We start from the raw sequence: 17,763 nt of genomic DNA, 5'->3' as shown, positions 1-17,763 counted from the left end.
TGTTATCCCACAAGAAAGCTCTCAAATATGAATAAAACTAGAGCATATCAATCTGGGGTAAAACGAATATTTATTGGCTATATTTTTTCACTCGCCGAGTCGGTGCCGTATTTGCTGGATCATCAGGCCATAAATGCTTGGGATAGCGCCCTTTCATCTCTTTTTGTACCTCTTTATAGCTTCCTGCCCAAAATGTCGCCAAATCTTGCGTTTTTTGGATAGGACGATGGGCTGGTGACAATAATTCCATGATCACAGGCAATTGACCATTCGCAATAATAGGGCTTTGTTGTTCGCCATAAACTTCTTGAATACGAATAGCAATCACAGGTGGCAATGCCAAATCATAATTGATAATCACTTTTGTACCTGTCGGCGCCAAATAATGCGTCGGAAATAAGCTTTGAAGCAACTGATTTTCATGCCATGTTAATTGATTTTTAATAATCGTATTAATATCAATTTGTTGTAATGCTTTTAATGTCTGGACTTCTCCAAGTTCAGGCAAAAGCCATGTTTCTAACGTTTCAAGTAACACAGCTTCGGCTAAATCAGGTAATAAGACCTCAGGACACCATTTTTTCGCTAAAGCCAAACGAATAAAAAGCTGTTGAGTCTCTTCACTCAGAGCTAAAGCATTTAAACCGTTATCTCTCAGCCAATTTAATAATGCTTGTTGCATTTGCTGTTTATTGGGTTTGTCTAATTGGCGCTGGCTTATGGTTAATCGCCCTAATTGGCGTTGTTGCCATGCAACCAATGTACCCCGTTTTTCATCCCATTCAACCGTGGTATTATTTTCAATTAGCTCAGGAAAAGTAGCTGATATCTCATCAATATCAATAGGTAGAGCCAATAAAATACGCACATCAGCATAATGTGCATTTTGTAGTAATAATGGCGCTAAGATCCACGGTGTATCACTTATTGAGTGCCTGTCATCCATCATTGCACCTTGCCCATTTGCTAAACGAAAACGCCCTTGATTATCACGATTTTTAGCAATCCTATCAGGAAATCCAACGGCTAATAATAAACCTAGCAATTCAGGGCAGAACATCCCTTTACCATGTTGAGAAAGCGGTTTTTCACGTCGCGACCAAAAGGTGTTTTTTTGTTGAGCAATCCACTCTAGATTAATTTCTTGTCCTCGCGGTGGCTCTTCTAAAATTGCACATAAACGTGCAGCCGTCGCAAGATGATCCTCACTTTGCTCACTTGCATAATCCAAAATTGCCGCTAATCGAGGCTCTATACCCCATTGCGCCATGCGTGAACCTCGTGGTGTTAATCCACCTTGTTTATCTATCGCACCTAAACGATGCAATAAATCTTTAGCGGCATGTAATGCTTGTGGTGTTGGTGTATCTAACCAACTCAATTGATTAATGTCACGACATCCCCACTGCAAAACAGAAAGCCACAACGACGATAAATCACTAGCTAAAATTTCGGGTATTTGGTGAGAAGCAACGCGCTCTGCCTGTTCTTGGCTTATTAAATGCCAGCAAATGCCTGCCTCAAGACGCCCTGCTCGCCCTGCTCTTTGTGTTTGTGATGATTGGCTAATTCTTTGACGCAATAAACTAGTGACACCACTTTTCAAATCAAATTGAGCGCGTTTTTCAATAGCACTATCAAGGACTAAACGAATTCCTTCAATGGTAAGACTCGTTTCTGCGATATTGGTCGCAAGAACGACTTTCCGATAACCTTTTTCTGTCGGTTCAATCGCTTTTTGTTGCTCAGCCAATGAAAGCGCACCATAAAGAGGAAATAACAAAACATTGTCATCCACTTTATCTTTTAGAATATCGGCAACACGCACGATTTCGGCACTACCCGGCAAGAATATCAGCATAGAGCCAGCTTCTTGCGCCAATAATCGCAATGCCATAGTGGCAATCTCTTGTTCAAAGGGTTGATGCGTATTAATAGGAAAATAAGCTCTTTCGACGGGATAACTACGACCTTCGGCGCTGATCATAGGTGCATCCGGCAATAATGCCGTGAGCTTTTGATTATCCAATGTTGCGGACATAATCAAAACACGCAAATCATCACGTAATCCCATCTGTACATCGAGCAATAGCGCCAGCGCTAAGTCCGCTTGTAAACTGCGTTCATGAAATTCATCTAAAATCACAAGGCTTACGCCAGCCAACTCAGGATCTTGCTGTAACATCCGGTTTAATACCCCTTCTGTTACCACTTCAAGTCGAGTTTTTGAGCTAACTTTGCTTTCCGCTTTCATTCGATAACCCACCGTATTACCAACTTCTTCATTTAGTTGATTGGCTAAACGATAAGCAATACTTTTGGCAGCAATTCGTCTTGGCTCTAATAAAATAATTTTGCCATCAAAAAGGTTCTGCTGAAGTAAATAGAGGGGAAGCGCCGTTGATTTACCTGCACCTGTGGGTGCATGAAGCAAAACTTGTGGGAATTGTTTTAACGCAGTAACGATATTTTCTGTTACATCAAAGATTGGCAATAAATGCACACAGGCTCCATGGCTCATTAACTTTTTTGGCTAGGCATTGTAGCATTAGCGCTTTATTAAAGGTCGTATTTTCATCGGAGTCATTATGAAATTTGAGCAACCGCTACAATCCGCCACTTTACTAAAACGATATAAGCGTTTTTTAGCAGACGTTGTCACCCCAAATGGGGAAGAATTCACGCTCCATTGCGCCAACACAGGAGCAATGACGGGATGTGCGACGCCCGGTGATACAGTTTGGTACTCCACCTCTTCAAACGCAAAAAGAAAATACCCGCACAGTTGGGAACTGACTCAAACTCAAACCGGTGATTGGATTTGTGTAAATACCTTAAGAGCGAATGGGATTATAGCTGATGCTATTGAGGCGGGTGATATTCCAGAATTATCTGAGTATGACGAGATAAAACGAGAAGTGAAATACGGTAGTGAGAACAGTCGTATTGACATTTTAATTAAATCAAATCATAAAGTTGACTGTTATATTGAAGTGAAGTCAGTCACCTTACTCGACAACGGTATGGGCTATTTCCCTGATGCAAAGACAGAACGAGGTCAGAAACATCTTCGAGAGTTGACCGCTATCGCAAAATTGGGTTTAAGGGCTGTCTTATTCTACGCAGTTCCCCATACTGGGATTACGGAAGTGACTGTTGCTAAAGAGATTGACCCTAACTATGCTTCACTGCTAAAAGATGCAAGTGATGCAGGGGTTGAAATCTTGTGTTATCGCATCAATATTAGTGAATACAATTTAACAATTGGACAGCAATTACCTTTTATTTCAAATGGTTAATTGATTTTCATGGCTTTAGTTAAGTATTAGTTAAGTATTTTTTAACTAAAAAGGGACATTTACTTGCGTGCCTTCACACCATGAGAAAACTTATTAAAGGAATAATTGCTATCCTCGCGGGCATCTGCTATTTATAGCGCCCTATTTTTTCCCCTTCCTGTTTTGAAGGTGGGGATTATTCAGAAATGCGTATGTAGGAGAAGCATTATGCAAGAAGGGCAAAAGCGTAAAACATCGTCCATGAGCATTCTCGCTATTGCTGGCGTTGAGCCATATCAGGAAAAAGCGGGCGAAGAGTACATGAACGAAGCCCAATTAGCGCATTTTAAGCTAATACTTGAATCTTGGCGCAATCAGCTCAGGGATGAAGTCAACCGCACCGTTACTCATATGCAAGATGAGGCGGCAAACTTCCCAGATCCCGTTGACCGTGCTGCACAAGAAGAAGAATTCAGTCTTGAGCTGCGTAACCGTGATCGTGAACGTAAACTCATTAAGAAAATCGAGAAAACACTGAAAAAAGTCGAAGATGATGACTTTGGTTTCTGTGAATCTTGTGGAGTGGAAATCGGCATTCGCCGTTTAGAAGCTCGTCCTACAGCCGATTTATGTATCGACTGTAAGACATTAGCTGAAATCCGTGAAAAACAGATGGCTGGCTAATAATGAGCAAACGCCTCAGCCTAATACGTTGAGGCGTTAATCTGAATCTTTCGATGCACGAGATTACAGACTATATTGGGCGCTTTGCGCCATCGCCAACGGGTCAACTTCATTTTGGCTCCTTGGTTACTGCACTCGGCAGTTATCTTCAAGCTCGCGCATACCATGGGCGTTGGCTTCTGCGCATCGATGATATCGACCCTCTTAGAGAACCTCCTGGCACGGCATTCCAAATTATTCGCACATTAGAACATTATGGTTTGTTCTGGGATGAAGAGATCCTCTATCAATCGCAACGCCATGATGCTTATCGTGAAGTTTTACACACTCTTTGGAAAGAAGGTGTTTGCTATCACTGTCATTGTAGCCGTCATCGTTTACATGATTTAGGGGGCGTGTATGATAACCACTGTCGTCATCGCGAGCCGCTCACAAATAATGTTACGCCTTTTGATAAAGAAAGTGCATGGAGGCTGATCCAACAGCATCCCGTTTATCATTTTGAAGATGTCATTCAAGGTACATATTATTCAAAGAGTACGTCTATCGTGTTAGAAGATATGATTATTCACAGAAAAAATAACTTATTTGCGTATAATCTAGTGACAGTGATTGATGATAGTTATCAGGGTGTAACTGAAGTTGTTAGAGGTGCCGATCTACTTGATCCCACGTTGCGGCAGATCAGTTTACATAAACAACTGAATTTACCTATTCCGCGTTATGCTCATTTACCCTTAGCAATAAATCATGACGGTAATAAATTATCAAAACAAAATCACGCAAATGCGTTGCCAGATACTGATCCAAGACCCGTCATTATCGATGCTTTACGCTTTCTTAATCAGCCTATTATTGCGGGTTGGCAAGATTATTCGTTAGCATCATTGTTGGAGATTGCGATAGCGCAGTGGTCACCTTCTGAGATTTTAAAACAAAATCATCAGCAACAAGGGTATGAATAAACCACACAAAGCATTCTCAAAAAATGTTCAGTAGGCTATGATTAGCCGCTTAATTTTTTAATTATTAGAATTTATTATTCGAGGTGTCATATTTTTAATCGAGTAGCACATTTCTGCCGTAATCTGCTAGGGCGACAAACAACGTCATCAGACACACAACCGGTAGCGAGTGAAAGGCCAGTCACTGCTTCTGACCGACCAATACAAGAAACACAGAAACCTGTGCGTCGGCGTCCTGCTATATCCGCAGACCGCCCCCGTAAAAAAAAGAGTAATAAAGAAAAGGCGAACGGGAGTGATTTGCCAATGACTGTGATCCCAAGAGATCAACACCCAATTTCACGTAAAGACATCAGTGATAATGCATTAAAAGTGCTTTATCGCCTAAATAACTCTGGCTTTCAGGCTTATTTAGTTGGTGGCGGTGTCCGTGACTTATTACTGGGAAAAAAACCAAAAGATTTTGATATTGCCACTAATGCAACACCTGAAGATGTACGTCGATTATTCCGTAACAGCCGTTTAGTCGGTCGTCGTTTCCGTCTTGCTCATATTATGTTTGGCCCTGAAGTGATTGAAGTTGCGACTTTCCGTGGCTCTCATGAAGATCATGAAGTTTCAGACAACAACCAATCCCAGCAAGCACAAAGCGGCATGTTACTGCGCGACAATATTTTTGGCTCTATTGAAGAAGATGCCATCCGTCGCGACTTTACATTAAACAGCCTCTATTACGGTGTTGATGATTTTGCTGTACGTGATTACGTTGGCGGTTTAGCGGATCTGAAAGCGGGTATTATTCGCTTAATTGGCGATCCTGAAACGCGCTATCGCGAAGATCCCGTCAGAATGCTCAGAGCGATTCGCTTTGCAAGTAAATTGGATATGCAAATAGCGCCAGAAACCGCAGAGCCAATTGCCAGACTTGCTCCTTTGTTACGTAATATTCCATCGGCTCGTCTTTTTGAAGAATCGCTGAAATTATTACAAACAGGGCAAGGATACAACACTTACAAGTTAATGTGCCGTCATCAATTACTGGAGCCGCTGTTTCCGCTAATTGCATCTAAAATGACAGAGCAACATGATACGCCAATGGAGAGAATGTTAAATCAAGTTCTCAAAAATACGGACTACCGTATCAATAAAGAGATGCGAGTCAATCCAGCGTTCTTATTTGCGGCGATGTTGTGGTATCCATTAATTGAACATGCTGAAAAATTAGTTCAAGAAAGTGGTCTTTCTTACTATGACTCTTTCTCTATGGCGATGAACGATATTTTAGATGAACAATGCCGTACTATTGCGATACCAAAACGCATTACCACAACAATGCGTGATATCTGGCAATTACAGCAACGTTTACCTAAACGCCAAGGTCGTCGTGCGAATAAATTACTTGAGCACCCTAAATTCCGTGCTGCATTCGATTTACTGGAATTACGTGCCAATGTACAACGCAATCCAGAGCTTCAAGCGTTAGCAAGCTGGTGGGCTGATTTCCAAGCCTCTAACAACACGCAACAACGCTCAATGGTCTCTGAATTAGGGCAAGCACCGGTTCGCAGACGTCCACGTCCACGTAAACGCCCTCGTCATCCAAGTGCAAAACCAGCATCTAGACAAGAGAGCACCAATGAATAAACAGAAAAAACGTGTTTATATCATTTTGGGAAGTAATTTAGATTCACCTGAAAATCAGGTGAATTCAGCGATTAAGGCAATCAGTGAGATCCCACAAACAACATTGATTGCACAATCATCTTGGTATCGTACTCGCCCAATGGGACCACAAGATCAGCCTGATTACCTCAATGTTGCTGTTGCGGTTGATACAACCTTAGCACCAGAAGAGTTGCTAAATAACACACAAGCGATTGAATTAGCGCAAGGTCGTGTTAGGAAAGAAGGCAACCGTTGGGGTCCAAGAACGCTTGATCTTGATATTATGTTATTTGGTGATGACGTGATCCAAACCGAGCGATTAACCGTACCTCATTACGGGCTTAAAGTACGTGAATTTATGCTTTATCCATTAGCTGAATTAGCCCCCGATCTTCGCTTTCCTGATGGCGAGTTATTAGCAGATAGATTGGCGTTAGTGCCTGAAAATGGCATGGAAAAGTGGTAATTTCACACTAATACGCCCTTAATGCTAAAGGTTGATACTGTAAAAAACATAAACAGTATCAGCCTGTCTCTTCACTGTTACTTTCTTTCGAGTTTTCAAACCCACCTCTGCGCCTCAATTTTCAAACTTTTTTATATTTATTTTTCATATGTAATCAATTGATAAATATAAATAAAAATTATCATTTGTTATTTTTCATTACTCATTTAATTACTTTTTCTTCGTTTTTAGTCCTTAAATGCTACAATCGAAAGTGGCTTTATTTTGATAATCGACTATTTCCTTTAATAAACAAATAATTATGTGAAGTAATTAATTTTATCTACACACAAAAACGACAATGATGGAGCTTGTTGCAATGAAACCCACTACGCTTTCAACGCTGAACAGCTATAAGCAAGAAAAGAAAAAATTCGCCACAATCACCGCTTATGATGCAAGTTTTGCTCGCCTTTTTGCACAAGAAGGTATTCAAGTCATGTTGATTGGTGATTCATTAGGAATGACACTACAAGGTCATAACAGCACGTTACCCGTGACTGTTGAGCAAATTGCCTATCACACTCGTTGTGTAAGAGCTGGCGCACCTAATGCCTTCTTAATTGCTGATATGCCCTTTATGTCTTATTCAACACCTGAGCAAGCTTGCCTTAATGCCAGTATTCTGATGCAAGCTGGGGCTAACATGGTGAAAATTGAAGGTGGTAGCTGGTTAATTCCAACAGTAAAAATGCTCACTGAACGAGCTGTTCCGGTCTGTATTCATTTAGGATTAACACCACAATCCGTTAATGTTTTTGGTGGTTATAAAGTTCAAGGTAGAGACTTTGCAGCGGCAGAACAATTAAAACAAGATGCGATATCACTTGAAAATGCAGGCGCTCAACTGGCGGTATTAGAATGTGTTCCTATAACTCTGGCTAAGGCGATTACAGACGTATTAACGATGCCTGTTATTGGTATTGGGGCAGGTAATGTCACAGATGGACAAATTCTTGTGATGCATGACTTATTAGGCTTAACCCCTCAAGCCCCTAAGTTCTCAAAAGATTTTTTACAAGAAGCAGGTTCATTAAAAGGGGCTGTTAGCCTTTATGTTCAACAAGTTGAACAAGGTCTGTTTCCCGAAGAAAAACATTCATTTAACTAATTTATTATCCTAATTATCAATATTTTTTAAAGGAGTCACGCTGTGCTAATTATTGAAACTACGCTTATCTTACGCAGAGAAATCAAGCGATTAAAGCAAGAAGGTAAACGCATTGCATTGGTTCCAACAATGGGTAATCTGCATGAAGGTCACCTAAAATTATTTGAAGAAGCCCGTATTCATGCAGATGTTGTGATAGCTTCTATTTTTGTTAACCCGCTTCAATTTGATAGAGAAGCAGATTTAGCAAACTACCCTCGCACTTTACAAGAAGATTGCGAATTATTGCGTGATAAACATGTCGATATTATCTTTGCACCTTCAGCGAAAGAGATGTACCCACATGGTATGGAAAATCAAACAACGGTTGATGTACCTGTATTATCTACCGTATTAGAAGGTGCAAGCCGTCCAGGTCATTTCCGTGGTGTCACGACAGTGGTCAGTAAGCTTTTTAACCTTGTGCAACCTGATATTGCGATGTTTGGTGAAAAAGACTTCCAACAACTGCAAATTATCAAAAAGATGGTAAGCGATTTATGTATGGATATTAGCATCGTTCCTGTTGCTATCGTACGTGACAACAATGGTTTAGCGCTCAGTTCGCGCAATCGCCTATTATCCGACAACGAAAAACAACAAGCCCCTGCGCTTTATCAAACGATGCAAGAAATCGCAGAGCAATTAAAGTCAGGTAATCATGATGTTAATCAGCTACTGCAAAATGCAAAAAGCACCTTAGAGCAGCAAGGTTTTCGTGCAGATGAATGCTTTATTTGTGACGCGGATACTCTAAGCCCTCTAAATGAAGATAGCCGACGTGCTGTCATTCTAATGGCGGCATGGCTGGGTAATACACGCTTAATTGATAACCAACAAGTTGACCTGGTTTAATCTTCATTATTAAAACAATAGGAAATACAACAATGCTACGCACAATGTTACAAGGCAAACTCCATCGCGTAAAAGTGACACAAGCCGATCTTCATTATGAAGGCTCTTGCGCGATTGATCAGGATTTTATGGATGCCGCAGGCATTCTTGAAAATGAAGCGATTGATATTTATAACGTTGATAATGGTGAACGTTTTTCAACCTATGCCATTTGTGCAGAAAGAGGTTCACGAATTATTTCTGTTAATGGTGCTGCCGCTCGTCGTGCTGCCGTTGGCGATCGCTTAATTATTTGCTCTTATGTACAAATTCCTGATAGTGATGCGCGTAGCCATAAACCTAATATTGCTTATTTTGAAGATAACAATGAAATGAAGCGCATTGCTAAAGCGGTGCCCGTGCAAGTTGCGTAATCAATAAAATATTGCCCACTTCCCATAAGCAGAGGTTCCCTGCTTATGGGAAATAATTAACAAGAACAATAAATAACCCATTGTTATTATTTGCTTGTCACGATTCACCTTGATAAAAACGAGATATCAGATTCAAAACTGAGTTTCTTCTCCATTTTTCCTCGCTTATCTTTCTGTAGCTTGTTATAAATCATATAAGTATTGTCTGACTACTCTCTGACTAATAAAAAATTATGATAAAAGTTGCTTTAGTAGATGATCACATTGTTGTGCGTTCTGGATTTGCACAGCTTTTAATGCTAGAACCCGATATTCATATTGTTGGTGAATATTCTAATGGGCAAGAAGCATGGCCTTATTTAGTCCGTGATGATATTGATATTGCCGTCATGGATCTCTCTATGCCCGGCGAAAGTGGTCTACAACTGCAAAGTCGTTTAAAACAAAAACGTCCTGATTTTCGCACCATTATTTTAAGTATTTACGATACGCCCGCTTTTGTTCAAAGCGCGCTAGACTCTGGCGCTCGCGGCTATTTAACCAAACGTTGTGGCCCTGAAGAATTAGTACAAGCTGTACGTGCTGTACATCAAGGTGGCTGTTATCTCTGCTCTGATGCCATGAAAGCGTTACGACAAACACCTGAAAAAGAAGATGCGCTATATACGTTAACACCACGCGAAAGAGAGATTTTCAATCTTTTAGTTCAAGGCGTTAACGTCAAAACGATTGCGGTACAACTTAACCTTAGCCACAAAACCGTTCACGTTCATCGTGCCAATGTGCTTGGCAAATTAAGCTGTGAAACCACTATCGATTTAGTCCATTTCGCCTTAAAAAATCAGTTGATCACAGGCTCGTTGTAAAATGAAAAGAGGGCTGCGTTTTCTCCTTCAATCCCTCTTTTTATTACTCACCTACTCTTTACTTTGGCTATCACTTTGGGTGATTGGTTTCTATTTAAGTCAAAACGGGCAACAAGCAGCTCTTTTCTTACCTCAAGGTCTGCGATTAGCCCTAATAATTTTACTCTGGCGTCGCTTTTGGCTACCGATGCTATTTGCAGAATGGGGGCTTTATTACTGGTTAGCGCAAGAGCAATTAATTACCCACTTCATTATTTATCTCTCACCAATACTAAGCCTTGTTGTCGCGCTAGAAGTTCAGCGTATTTGGTGGCGATATCCTCTTTATTGGCAACGCTTAACCCTATTAATTGGTGCTGTTGGCTTTAATAGCCTGCTACAAGCCTTTATTCTTGGTTTTGTGATTAATACCACCAGCGGTATTTTCCTGACATCCGTTACTGGTGGCATATTACTCGCCCCTTTTGTTTTTTTACTTTATGAATATCTACGCGAATTACAAAGTCGCGCTTTAGTCTCTGACGGTACACTCGAACCACCATTAAGAACATCATTATTAATGTGGGGATTTCTATTTTGCCTTATCGGGCTAAGCGCACAGTTTTTCTTAACCCCCGAAATAGAACGCTTATTAGTTATTCTTGTTTTTATCCCTAATGTATTTATGGCGTATCGTTATGGCTGGCAAGGCGGTGTATTATCCGCAATTTTAGGCAGTTTGATCATTACGTTTGCTCGCCAAGTTAATGGCGCGTTTAATGACTTACGTGAATTAGAAATGTTCTTAACCACACAAGCTATTATTGGTATTGGCTTAGGAATAGCGATAAGTCGCCAACAACAATTAGCACATAATTTACGTCATTATCGGCTACGCTTAGAGCAAGAACTTCAAGCCAGACGCGAACTCATGGAGCAACTTGTTCATACAGAAGAGGATGTAAAAAAAGCCATTGCCCGTGAATTACATGATGAAATTGGACAAAATATTACCGCTATCCAAATTCAATCCATGTTAGTGAAAAAGATGGCTGATAATGATAAGACTCGTCAAACAGGGGAACAAATTGAACGGCTCGCGCTGCAAATCCATCAATCTACACGTCAACTACTCCGACAATTACGTCCTCCTGTTTTAGAGGAAATGTCGCTTGAAAAAGCCCTTCATCATTTAATCAATGAATTTGCTTTTGATGACAACGGCATTACCTGTCATTTTAATTACTCGTTAGATAAAGAGCCTGAAAACGAAACCATTATTTTTACCCTCTACCGTTTAGTTCAAGAGCTGTTAAACAACATTAGTAAACATGCTAATGCAACCTATATCCAAATCTCACTGACTCAAAACCAAAACCGATTACGGCTGATGATTAGCGATAATGGCATTGGTATGTTACCCACATCATTATCAACACAACAAAGTAGTGGCTTTGGATTGCGCGGCATAGAAGAACGCATTCGCGCTTTAGGTGGAGAATGGGAAGTGGTAAACCATCACGGCACGAAAATAATTGTTAACTTACCCACAAATTCAAAAGAAAACAGTGAAAACTAAGAATAAGTCTTAGTCATCTACAACCTTATCTCATTCTTTTTCGCGACATTTTTTTTACATTTGCAACATCAAAGAGGATGTTATGTCAGGTAAAAATTCGGCATCAATTAATAAGACCTATAACTTTTGGCGCAAAAATTTAATGCTGTCGATGATTATTGGTTATGCCACTTTCTATCTCACACGTAAAAGCGTCAACTTTGTGATGCCCGTTATGCAAGTGGAATTAAATTTAGATAAAGGGGATATCGGTTGGATTGCCAGCTTGTTTTATCTCACTTACGGTTTATCTAAATTTGTTTCTGGTGTTTTCCATGATAAATGGGGATACCGCTGGTTTATGGGTGTGGGATTAGTGATGACAGGCATTATGAATATTATCTTTGCCTATTGTCTTTCATTTCCTGCACTGCTTTTGGTTTGGGCGCTAAATGGTTTCTTTCAAGGCTTTGGCTGGCCGCCTTGTGCAAGGTTGTTAACACACTGGTATTCACGCAATGAGCGCGGCTTCTGGTGGGGATTATGGAATATCTCAATCAACCTTGGCGGGATGAGTCTTCCCATTTTAACTGCGTGGCTAGCGACGCATTATAGTTGGCAAGTCGCACTGCTTGTTCCCGGTACTATCGGCATCATCGTCGGGCTATGGTTGTGTGTACGATTAAAAGGAACACCCGCAGAGGAAGGGCTTCCTACTGTGGGTGTGTGGCGGCGCGATGTTTTTGAATTACGTCAAGAACAAGCATCTCCCCCTAAACCTATGCTAACTATTTTGAAAGAGAGCATTTTATTTAACCGAATGATTTGGTTGCTGGGTTTTTCCTATATTTTGGTTTATCTCATACGTATGGCGATTAACGATTGGGGAAATATCTGGTTATCAGAAACACATGGTGCCAACTTATTGAGTGCTAATGCCATTCTCTCTTTGTTTGAAGCCGGTGGCTTACTCGGGGCTTTGTGTTCAGGCTGGGGTTCGGATTTATTATTCCGTGGTCAACGAGCGCCAATGATATTGCTGTTTTCACTCGGGCTTTTTACCGCAGTAACAGCACTTTGGTTAATTCCAATTCATCATTATGCTTTGCTCGCAGCCTGTTTTTTTAGTATCGGTTTTTTTGTGTTCGGACCACAGATGTTAATCGGGCTTGCTGCAACAGAATATTGCCATAAAAACGCAGCAGGCACGGTAACTGGCTACTTGGGATTGTTTGCCTATTTAGGGGCGGCAATGGCAGGTTGGCCATTAAGTCAGGTCATGGCGCATTATGGTTGGACTGGGATGTTTGCATTATTAACCAGTGCTGCGGCCTTAATGGGACTCTTACTGATGCCGTTGTTAATTGCTGATGTTAGCAAACAAGAGCATTTAGTTGGCCCACTTTCATTTTCCGATGACGACACATTTAAAAGGTTCTGAACATGAAATTGAAAACCCTCTCTACACTCGTTGCTGCTGGTCTGGCTCTGTCTGCGGTTAGCTTATCAACAAATGCGGCTGGTCGCTTAGTGGTTTACTGTAGTGCGACAAATGCAATGTGTGAAGCTGAAACAAAAGCCTTTGCCGAAAAGTATGATGTTAAAACAACCTTCGTTCGTAATGGTTCAGGAAGTACTTTAGCTAAAATCGAAGCTGAAAAACGTAATCCACAAGCTGACGTTTGGTATGGCGGTACAATGGATCCTCACTCACAAGCGGGTGAAATGGATCTGCTAGAGCCTTACGTTTCGCCTAATCTTGATCAGATCATGCCACAATTTCGTGATCCGGCTAAACGCAAAGGTAACTACTCTTCTGCAGTTTATGTCGGTATTTTAGGTTTTGGCGTCAATAAAGATCGCTTAAAAGAAAAAGGCATCGCCATTCCAACGTGCTGGAAAGATTTAATTAAACCTGAATATAAAGGTGAAATTCAAATTGCCGATCCACAAAGTTCGGGAACCGCTTACACGGCACTGGCAACCTTTGACCAATTATGGGGCACTGAACAAGCCTTTGATTATCTAAAGAAAATCAATACAAATATCTCTCAATACACCAAATCAGGTATTGCTCCCGCACGAAATGCAGCCCGTGGTGAAGCAGCCATTGGTATTGGCTTCCTACATGATTACTCATTAGAAGTTGAAAATGGCGCTCCACTTGAATTGATTTCACCTTGTGAAGGTACAGGCTATGAAATCGGTGGTGTCAGTATCATTAAAAATGCCCGCAATATGGATAACGCAAAATTATTCGTAGATTGGACACTCTCAAAAGAAGCTCAGGAAATTAGCTGGAAAGAAGGTAAATCTTACCAAATTCTAACCAATACCTCGGCTGAATCTTCACCAATGGCACTGAAATTATCAGACTTAAAACTCATTAACTACGACATGGATAAATATGGCGATAGTGAAGTACGTAAGGAACTGATTAATAAGTGGGTTACCGAAGTAAAAATGGGTAAATAGCCCATTAACAGAGCGAGATAACCTCTCGCTCTCTTTTTCTCATAATAATAAATACAGTTACTCTCGGGGGATTTATGTCTCACACACTCGCTTTACCTGAAAAAAAGAGGCGGGATCCCATATTTTTATGGATCCTAATTGCATGGATGGCATTTGCTTTACTGCCATCATGGAGCCTTGATTACGGTCTTTTAGATTCTACAGCAGATGAATTGCTCACCTCTTACGGCTGGAGTAGCGTTAATATTAGTTGGCTCTGGTTTTTATTACCAAGCTTGCTGATCTTTCGTCCATTAACTGCACCTAAGCGTGAAAATCGCACTCGCCACTATTTTGACGCGGGTTTTGCCCTATTTTGTGCATTTATTACGATAGTCAGCGCCACACTTGAAGGACGTGGATTAGGTTATTCGGCGATCATCCTCTTTATTTCTCTGGGAATGATCATGAAAACCGCCTTAACACGCCTTGAATGGCTAGGTGGTGATAGCTTTGTTATTGGCTCTTTGATAGCCGTTGTTGCTCTCATCGGTGCTTTTATTATCTTCCCTAGTATCGCTATTTTTATTCCAATGTTTAAAGATAGCGCAGGCAATTTTGCACCTTTTGAGTTTATCGCGATTTTAAGCCAAGCTCATATTGTGCAAGTGATGCTCAACTCTATTGTGCTTTCTATTGCCGTAGGGATAGGCTGTACTTTCTTTGGCTTAATTCTGGCAATTTATACGTCTCGTATAGCGGTACGCTCTGCCATTATTGGTCGTGTATTTTCTATATTACCTATCGTTACTCCCCCTTTTGTTGTCGGTTTAGGGGTGACGTTAATGATGGGACGCTCTGGTTATGTAACAGAGTTTCTCGCCACTTACGCAGGGCTTGAAAATACCAACTGGTTATATGGTTTTACGGGGATTTGGTTGGCGCAAGTGCTCGCGTTTACGCCTATGTCTTTTATGATTTTAGATGGTGCGATTAAAACCATTCACCCTTCATTAGAAGAAGCCTCTTACACCTTAAGAGCCAACCGTTACCAAACGTTCTTTAACGTCTTTATGCCGTTACTTAAGCCGGCTTTAGCCAATGCGTTTTTAATCGTGATTGTGCAATCTCTTGCTGACTTTAGTAACCCACTCGTTTTAGGCGGTAACTTTGACGTTATTGCGACACAAATTTATTTCTATATCACCGGCTCTCAGCTTGATTATCAATCAGCCAGTACATTAGGTGCATCACTGTTAGTTTTCTCACTATTGGTGTTCTGTGTGCAATATATGTGGATTGGTAAACGTTCTTACGTCACGGTATCAGGTAAATCTTATCGTGGTGATGTTCAGCCTCTACCATCGTCACTGATTGCGTTTGTCACAACCGTTCTCGGTATTTGGGTTGTCTTTAATATTCTGCTCTATGGCAGTATTTTCTACGGCAGTTTCACCGTTAACTGGGGCGTTGATTACACCTTAACACTTGATAATTTTATCAAACTATTTGGTCAAGGAATGAGCGACGGTGCATGGCCTTCGTTGTTAGATACCTTGTTATATGCAGGTATTGCAGCGCCAATTACCGCTATTCTTGGACTATTAATTGCCTATATCGTGGTGCGCCAAGACTTTAAAGGTAAAAAAAGTATCGAGTTCACAACCATGCTTTGTTTTGCCGTACCAGGAACCGTCGCCGGTGTCTCTTATATTCTTGCGTTTAATGATTCGCCTTTCTATTTAACGGGAACGGCGGCAATTGTCATTATTTCGATGACAATGCGTAACGTGCCTGTAGGAATACGTGCGGGTATTGCGGGGCTAGGGCAAATTGATAAATCGCTTGATGAAGCTTCTTTAAGTTTAAGAGCGAATTCCATGAGAACCATTTTCTATGTGTTATTACCGCTATTGCGCCCTGCTATTTTGTCTGCGCTGATTTATAGCTTTGTGCGTGCAATCACTACAGTTAGTGCCATTGTCTTCCTTGTTACACCAGATACACGCGTGGCAACTGCTTATATTTTAAACCGCGTTGAAGATGGTGAATACGGTGTCGCAATTGCCTACGGCTCGATTTTAATCGTCGTTATGTTGGCAATTATTTTCTTATTTGATTATTTGATTGGCGAAGCCCGTGTTTCACGCTCTAAAGCCAAAAATGCACAGTAATACGGAGTATAAATCATGACACAACAACATTTCGTTGAACTGAAAAATGTAATTAAGCGTTTTGGCACTAACACGGTGATTGAAGATCTCAGTTTGTCTATTCCACAAGGCAAAATGGTTTCATTATTAGGGCCTTCAGGTTGCGGTAAAACCACGGTATTACGTTTAGTCGCGGGATTAGAAAAACCGACAGAAGGGAAAATTTTCATTGATGGTGAAGATGTTACCGATCGCTCAATTCAGCAACGCGATATCTGTATGGTGTTTCAGTCTTATGCCCTTTTCCCTCATATGTCATTAGGAGAAAACATTGGCTATGGTTTAAAAATGCTAGGACGTCCGAAGGCTGAAATTAAACAACGTGTTTCCGAAGCCTTAGAGCTGGTGGATTTAGCGGGCTTTGAAGACCGTTTTGTTGACCAAATTTCAGGAGGACAGCAACAACGTGTCGCTTTAGCTCGCGCCTTAATTTTAAAACCTAAAGTGCTGCTTTTTGATGAACCATTAAGTAACCTTGATGCCAATTTACGTCGTAGTATGAGAGAGAAAATTCGTGAGTTACAACAACAGTTTAATATCACCTCTCTTTACGTAACCCATGATCAAAGTGAAGCATTTGCGGTTTCTGATATGGTTTTAGTAATGAATAAAGGGAAGATAATGCAATTAGGTTCACCGCAAAATCTTTATCGTCAACCCGCGTCTGAATTTATGGCAAGTTTTATGGGAGATGCAAACTTATTCCCTGCCACATTAGGCGCTGATTATGTTGAGATCTTCCACTATCGCCTACCAAAACCAGACACGTTTAACACCACGAAAACCGAAGTTAGAGTGGGAGTTAGACCAGAAGCGATCACCTTATCTCAACAAGGCGATGCTTGTCAGCAATGCAAAATCGTCCATGTCGCTTATATGGGACCTCAATATGAAGTGACCGTAGAATGGCAAAATCAAACTTTGCTCTTACAAGTCAATGCGACTCAGCTTCAGCCTAGTGTAGGCGACAGTTACTATCTGCAAATCCATCCTTATGGCATGTTTATTCTAGAATAAGCATATTTATCTTAAAGGCACCTTTCAGGTGCCTTTTTCATTTCTGCTTCACCCTCCCATAAAAAATATTTTTATTTAAAAATTACAATAAGTTATAAAAATTTTGTCTTTTTGAAAAAATCATCACTTGCTAATGATAATTATATTTACTTACAATATTT

General features: G+C 40.8%; 15 protein-coding genes. 14 read left to right on the top strand and 1 reads right to left on the bottom strand.

Features of this window, described 5'->3' with window-relative positions; genetic code table 11:
• Window positions 1-70: 70 nt before the first annotated feature.
• Entirely contained in the window at window positions 71-2,503 is a 2,433-nt protein-coding gene (gene hrpB, locus BTA34_RS02715) for an ATP-dependent helicase HrpB (RefSeq protein WP_151434395.1), read from the bottom strand.
• Window positions 2,504-2,588: 85 nt separating this feature from the next.
• Here hrpB and sfsA point away from each other — a divergent pair, with 85 nt between their 5' ends.
• From sfsA to fbpC, 14 genes are all read left to right on the top strand, one after another.
• Window positions 2,589-3,299: a DNA/RNA nuclease SfsA gene (sfsA, locus tag BTA34_RS02710; RefSeq protein ID WP_151434394.1), complete on the top strand. Its 711-nt coding sequence runs from the start codon at window positions 2,589-2,591 to the stop codon at window positions 3,297-3,299.
• A gap of 207 nt (window positions 3,300-3,506) precedes the next feature.
• Window positions 3,507-3,962, top strand: a complete 456-nt coding sequence (gene dksA / locus BTA34_RS02705; RefSeq protein ID WP_023580786.1) for an RNA polymerase-binding protein DksA — start codon at window positions 3,507-3,509, stop codon at window positions 3,960-3,962.
• 53 nt (window positions 3,963-4,015) lie between these two features.
• The gene (gene gluQRS / locus BTA34_RS02700; RefSeq protein WP_151434393.1) at window positions 4,016-4,927 is read left to right on the top strand and encodes a tRNA glutamyl-Q(34) synthetase GluQRS; all 912 of its coding nucleotides are present in this window, start codon (window positions 4,016-4,018) and stop codon (window positions 4,925-4,927) included.
• A gap of 90 nt (window positions 4,928-5,017) precedes the next feature.
• On the top strand, window positions 5,018-6,571 hold the full coding sequence (pcnB, locus tag BTA34_RS02695) for a polynucleotide adenylyltransferase PcnB (RefSeq protein ID WP_416202677.1): 1,554 nt from the start codon (window positions 5,018-5,020) through the stop codon (window positions 6,569-6,571).
• Window positions 6,564-7,058: a 2-amino-4-hydroxy-6-hydroxymethyldihydropteridine diphosphokinase gene (folK, locus tag BTA34_RS02690; RefSeq protein WP_151434391.1), complete on the top strand. Its 495-nt coding sequence runs from the start codon at window positions 6,564-6,566 to the stop codon at window positions 7,056-7,058. The genes pcnB and folK overlap by 8 nt, the downstream gene beginning before the upstream one ends.
• A 358-nt stretch (window positions 7,059-7,416) precedes the next feature.
• The gene (gene panB, locus BTA34_RS02685) at window positions 7,417-8,208 is read left to right on the top strand and encodes a 3-methyl-2-oxobutanoate hydroxymethyltransferase (protein ID WP_151434390.1); all 792 of its coding nucleotides are present in this window, start codon (window positions 7,417-7,419) and stop codon (window positions 8,206-8,208) included.
• A gap of 42 nt (window positions 8,209-8,250) precedes the next feature.
• Window positions 8,251-9,102: a pantoate--beta-alanine ligase gene (gene panC / locus BTA34_RS02680; protein ID WP_151434389.1), complete on the top strand. Its 852-nt coding sequence runs from the start codon at window positions 8,251-8,253 to the stop codon at window positions 9,100-9,102.
• A 32-nt stretch (window positions 9,103-9,134) separates the two neighbouring features.
• The gene (panD, locus tag BTA34_RS02675; RefSeq protein WP_064719124.1) at window positions 9,135-9,515 is read left to right on the top strand and encodes an aspartate 1-decarboxylase; all 381 of its coding nucleotides are present in this window, start codon (window positions 9,135-9,137) and stop codon (window positions 9,513-9,515) included.
• Window positions 9,516-9,748: 233 nt separating this feature from the next.
• Complete coding sequence (locus tag BTA34_RS02670) at window positions 9,749-10,381, top strand: response regulator transcription factor (RefSeq protein ID WP_151434388.1); 633 nt, start codon at window positions 9,749-9,751, stop codon at window positions 10,379-10,381.
• Between the two features lies 1 nt (window position 10,382).
• Complete coding sequence (locus tag BTA34_RS02665) at window positions 10,383-11,939, top strand: MASE1 domain-containing protein (protein WP_151434387.1); 1,557 nt, start codon at window positions 10,383-10,385, stop codon at window positions 11,937-11,939.
• Window positions 11,940-12,006: 67 nt separating this feature from the next.
• Window positions 12,007-13,359 carry an MFS transporter family glucose-6-phosphate receptor UhpC gene (uhpC, locus tag BTA34_RS02660; protein ID WP_416202676.1) on the top strand — a complete coding sequence of 451 codons (1,353 nt, stop codon included), beginning with the start codon at window positions 12,007-12,009 and terminating at the stop codon, window positions 13,357-13,359.
• A 2-nt stretch (window positions 13,360-13,361) separates the two neighbouring features.
• The gene (locus BTA34_RS02655; protein WP_069368510.1) at window positions 13,362-14,393 is read left to right on the top strand and encodes an ABC transporter substrate-binding protein; all 1,032 of its coding nucleotides are present in this window, start codon (window positions 13,362-13,364) and stop codon (window positions 14,391-14,393) included.
• 74 nt (window positions 14,394-14,467) lie between these two features.
• Window positions 14,468-16,546, top strand: a complete 2,079-nt coding sequence (locus BTA34_RS02650; protein ID WP_151434385.1) for an ABC transporter permease — start codon at window positions 14,468-14,470, stop codon at window positions 16,544-16,546.
• Window positions 16,547-16,561: 15 nt separating this feature from the next.
• Complete coding sequence (fbpC, locus tag BTA34_RS02645; protein WP_151434384.1) at window positions 16,562-17,602, top strand: ferric ABC transporter ATP-binding protein; 1,041 nt, start codon at window positions 16,562-16,564, stop codon at window positions 17,600-17,602.
• Window positions 17,603-17,763 lie beyond the last annotated feature (161 nt).

This window comes from Proteus sp. CD3 (assembly GCF_008808075.1).
Classification (GTDB): Bacteria; Pseudomonadota; Gammaproteobacteria; order Enterobacterales; family Enterobacteriaceae; genus Proteus; species Proteus appendicitidis.
The sequence above is the reverse complement of the archived record's forward strand: the minus strand, read 5'-3'. Positions and strand labels throughout refer to the sequence as shown.

Bases quoted from the DNA above. Each gene is read 5' to 3' on its own strand.
- sfsA (WP_151434394.1), top strand. From the start codon at position 2,589: ATGAAATTTGAGCAACCGCTACAATCCGCCACTTTACTAAAACGATAT.
- dksA (WP_023580786.1), top strand. From the start codon at position 3,507: ATGCAAGAAGGGCAAAAGCGTAAAACATCGTCCATGAGCATTCTCGCT.
- gluQRS (WP_151434393.1), top strand. From the start codon at position 4,016: ATGCACGAGATTACAGACTATATTGGGCGCTTTGCGCCATCGCCAACG.
- folK (WP_151434391.1), top strand. From the start codon at position 6,564: ATGAATAAACAGAAAAAACGTGTTTATATCATTTTGGGAAGTAATTTA.
- panB (WP_151434390.1), top strand. From the start codon at position 7,417: ATGAAACCCACTACGCTTTCAACGCTGAACAGCTATAAGCAAGAAAAG.
- panD (WP_064719124.1), top strand. From the start codon at position 9,135: ATGCTACGCACAATGTTACAAGGCAAACTCCATCGCGTAAAAGTGACA.
- BTA34_RS02670 (WP_151434388.1), top strand. From the start codon at position 9,749: ATGATAAAAGTTGCTTTAGTAGATGATCACATTGTTGTGCGTTCTGGA.
- BTA34_RS02665 (WP_151434387.1), top strand. From the start codon at position 10,383: ATGAAAAGAGGGCTGCGTTTTCTCCTTCAATCCCTCTTTTTATTACTC.
- BTA34_RS02655 (WP_069368510.1), top strand. From the start codon at position 13,362: ATGAAATTGAAAACCCTCTCTACACTCGTTGCTGCTGGTCTGGCTCTG.
- BTA34_RS02650 (WP_151434385.1), top strand. From the start codon at position 14,468: ATGTCTCACACACTCGCTTTACCTGAAAAAAAGAGGCGGGATCCCATA.
- fbpC (WP_151434384.1), top strand. From the start codon at position 16,562: ATGACACAACAACATTTCGTTGAACTGAAAAATGTAATTAAGCGTTTT.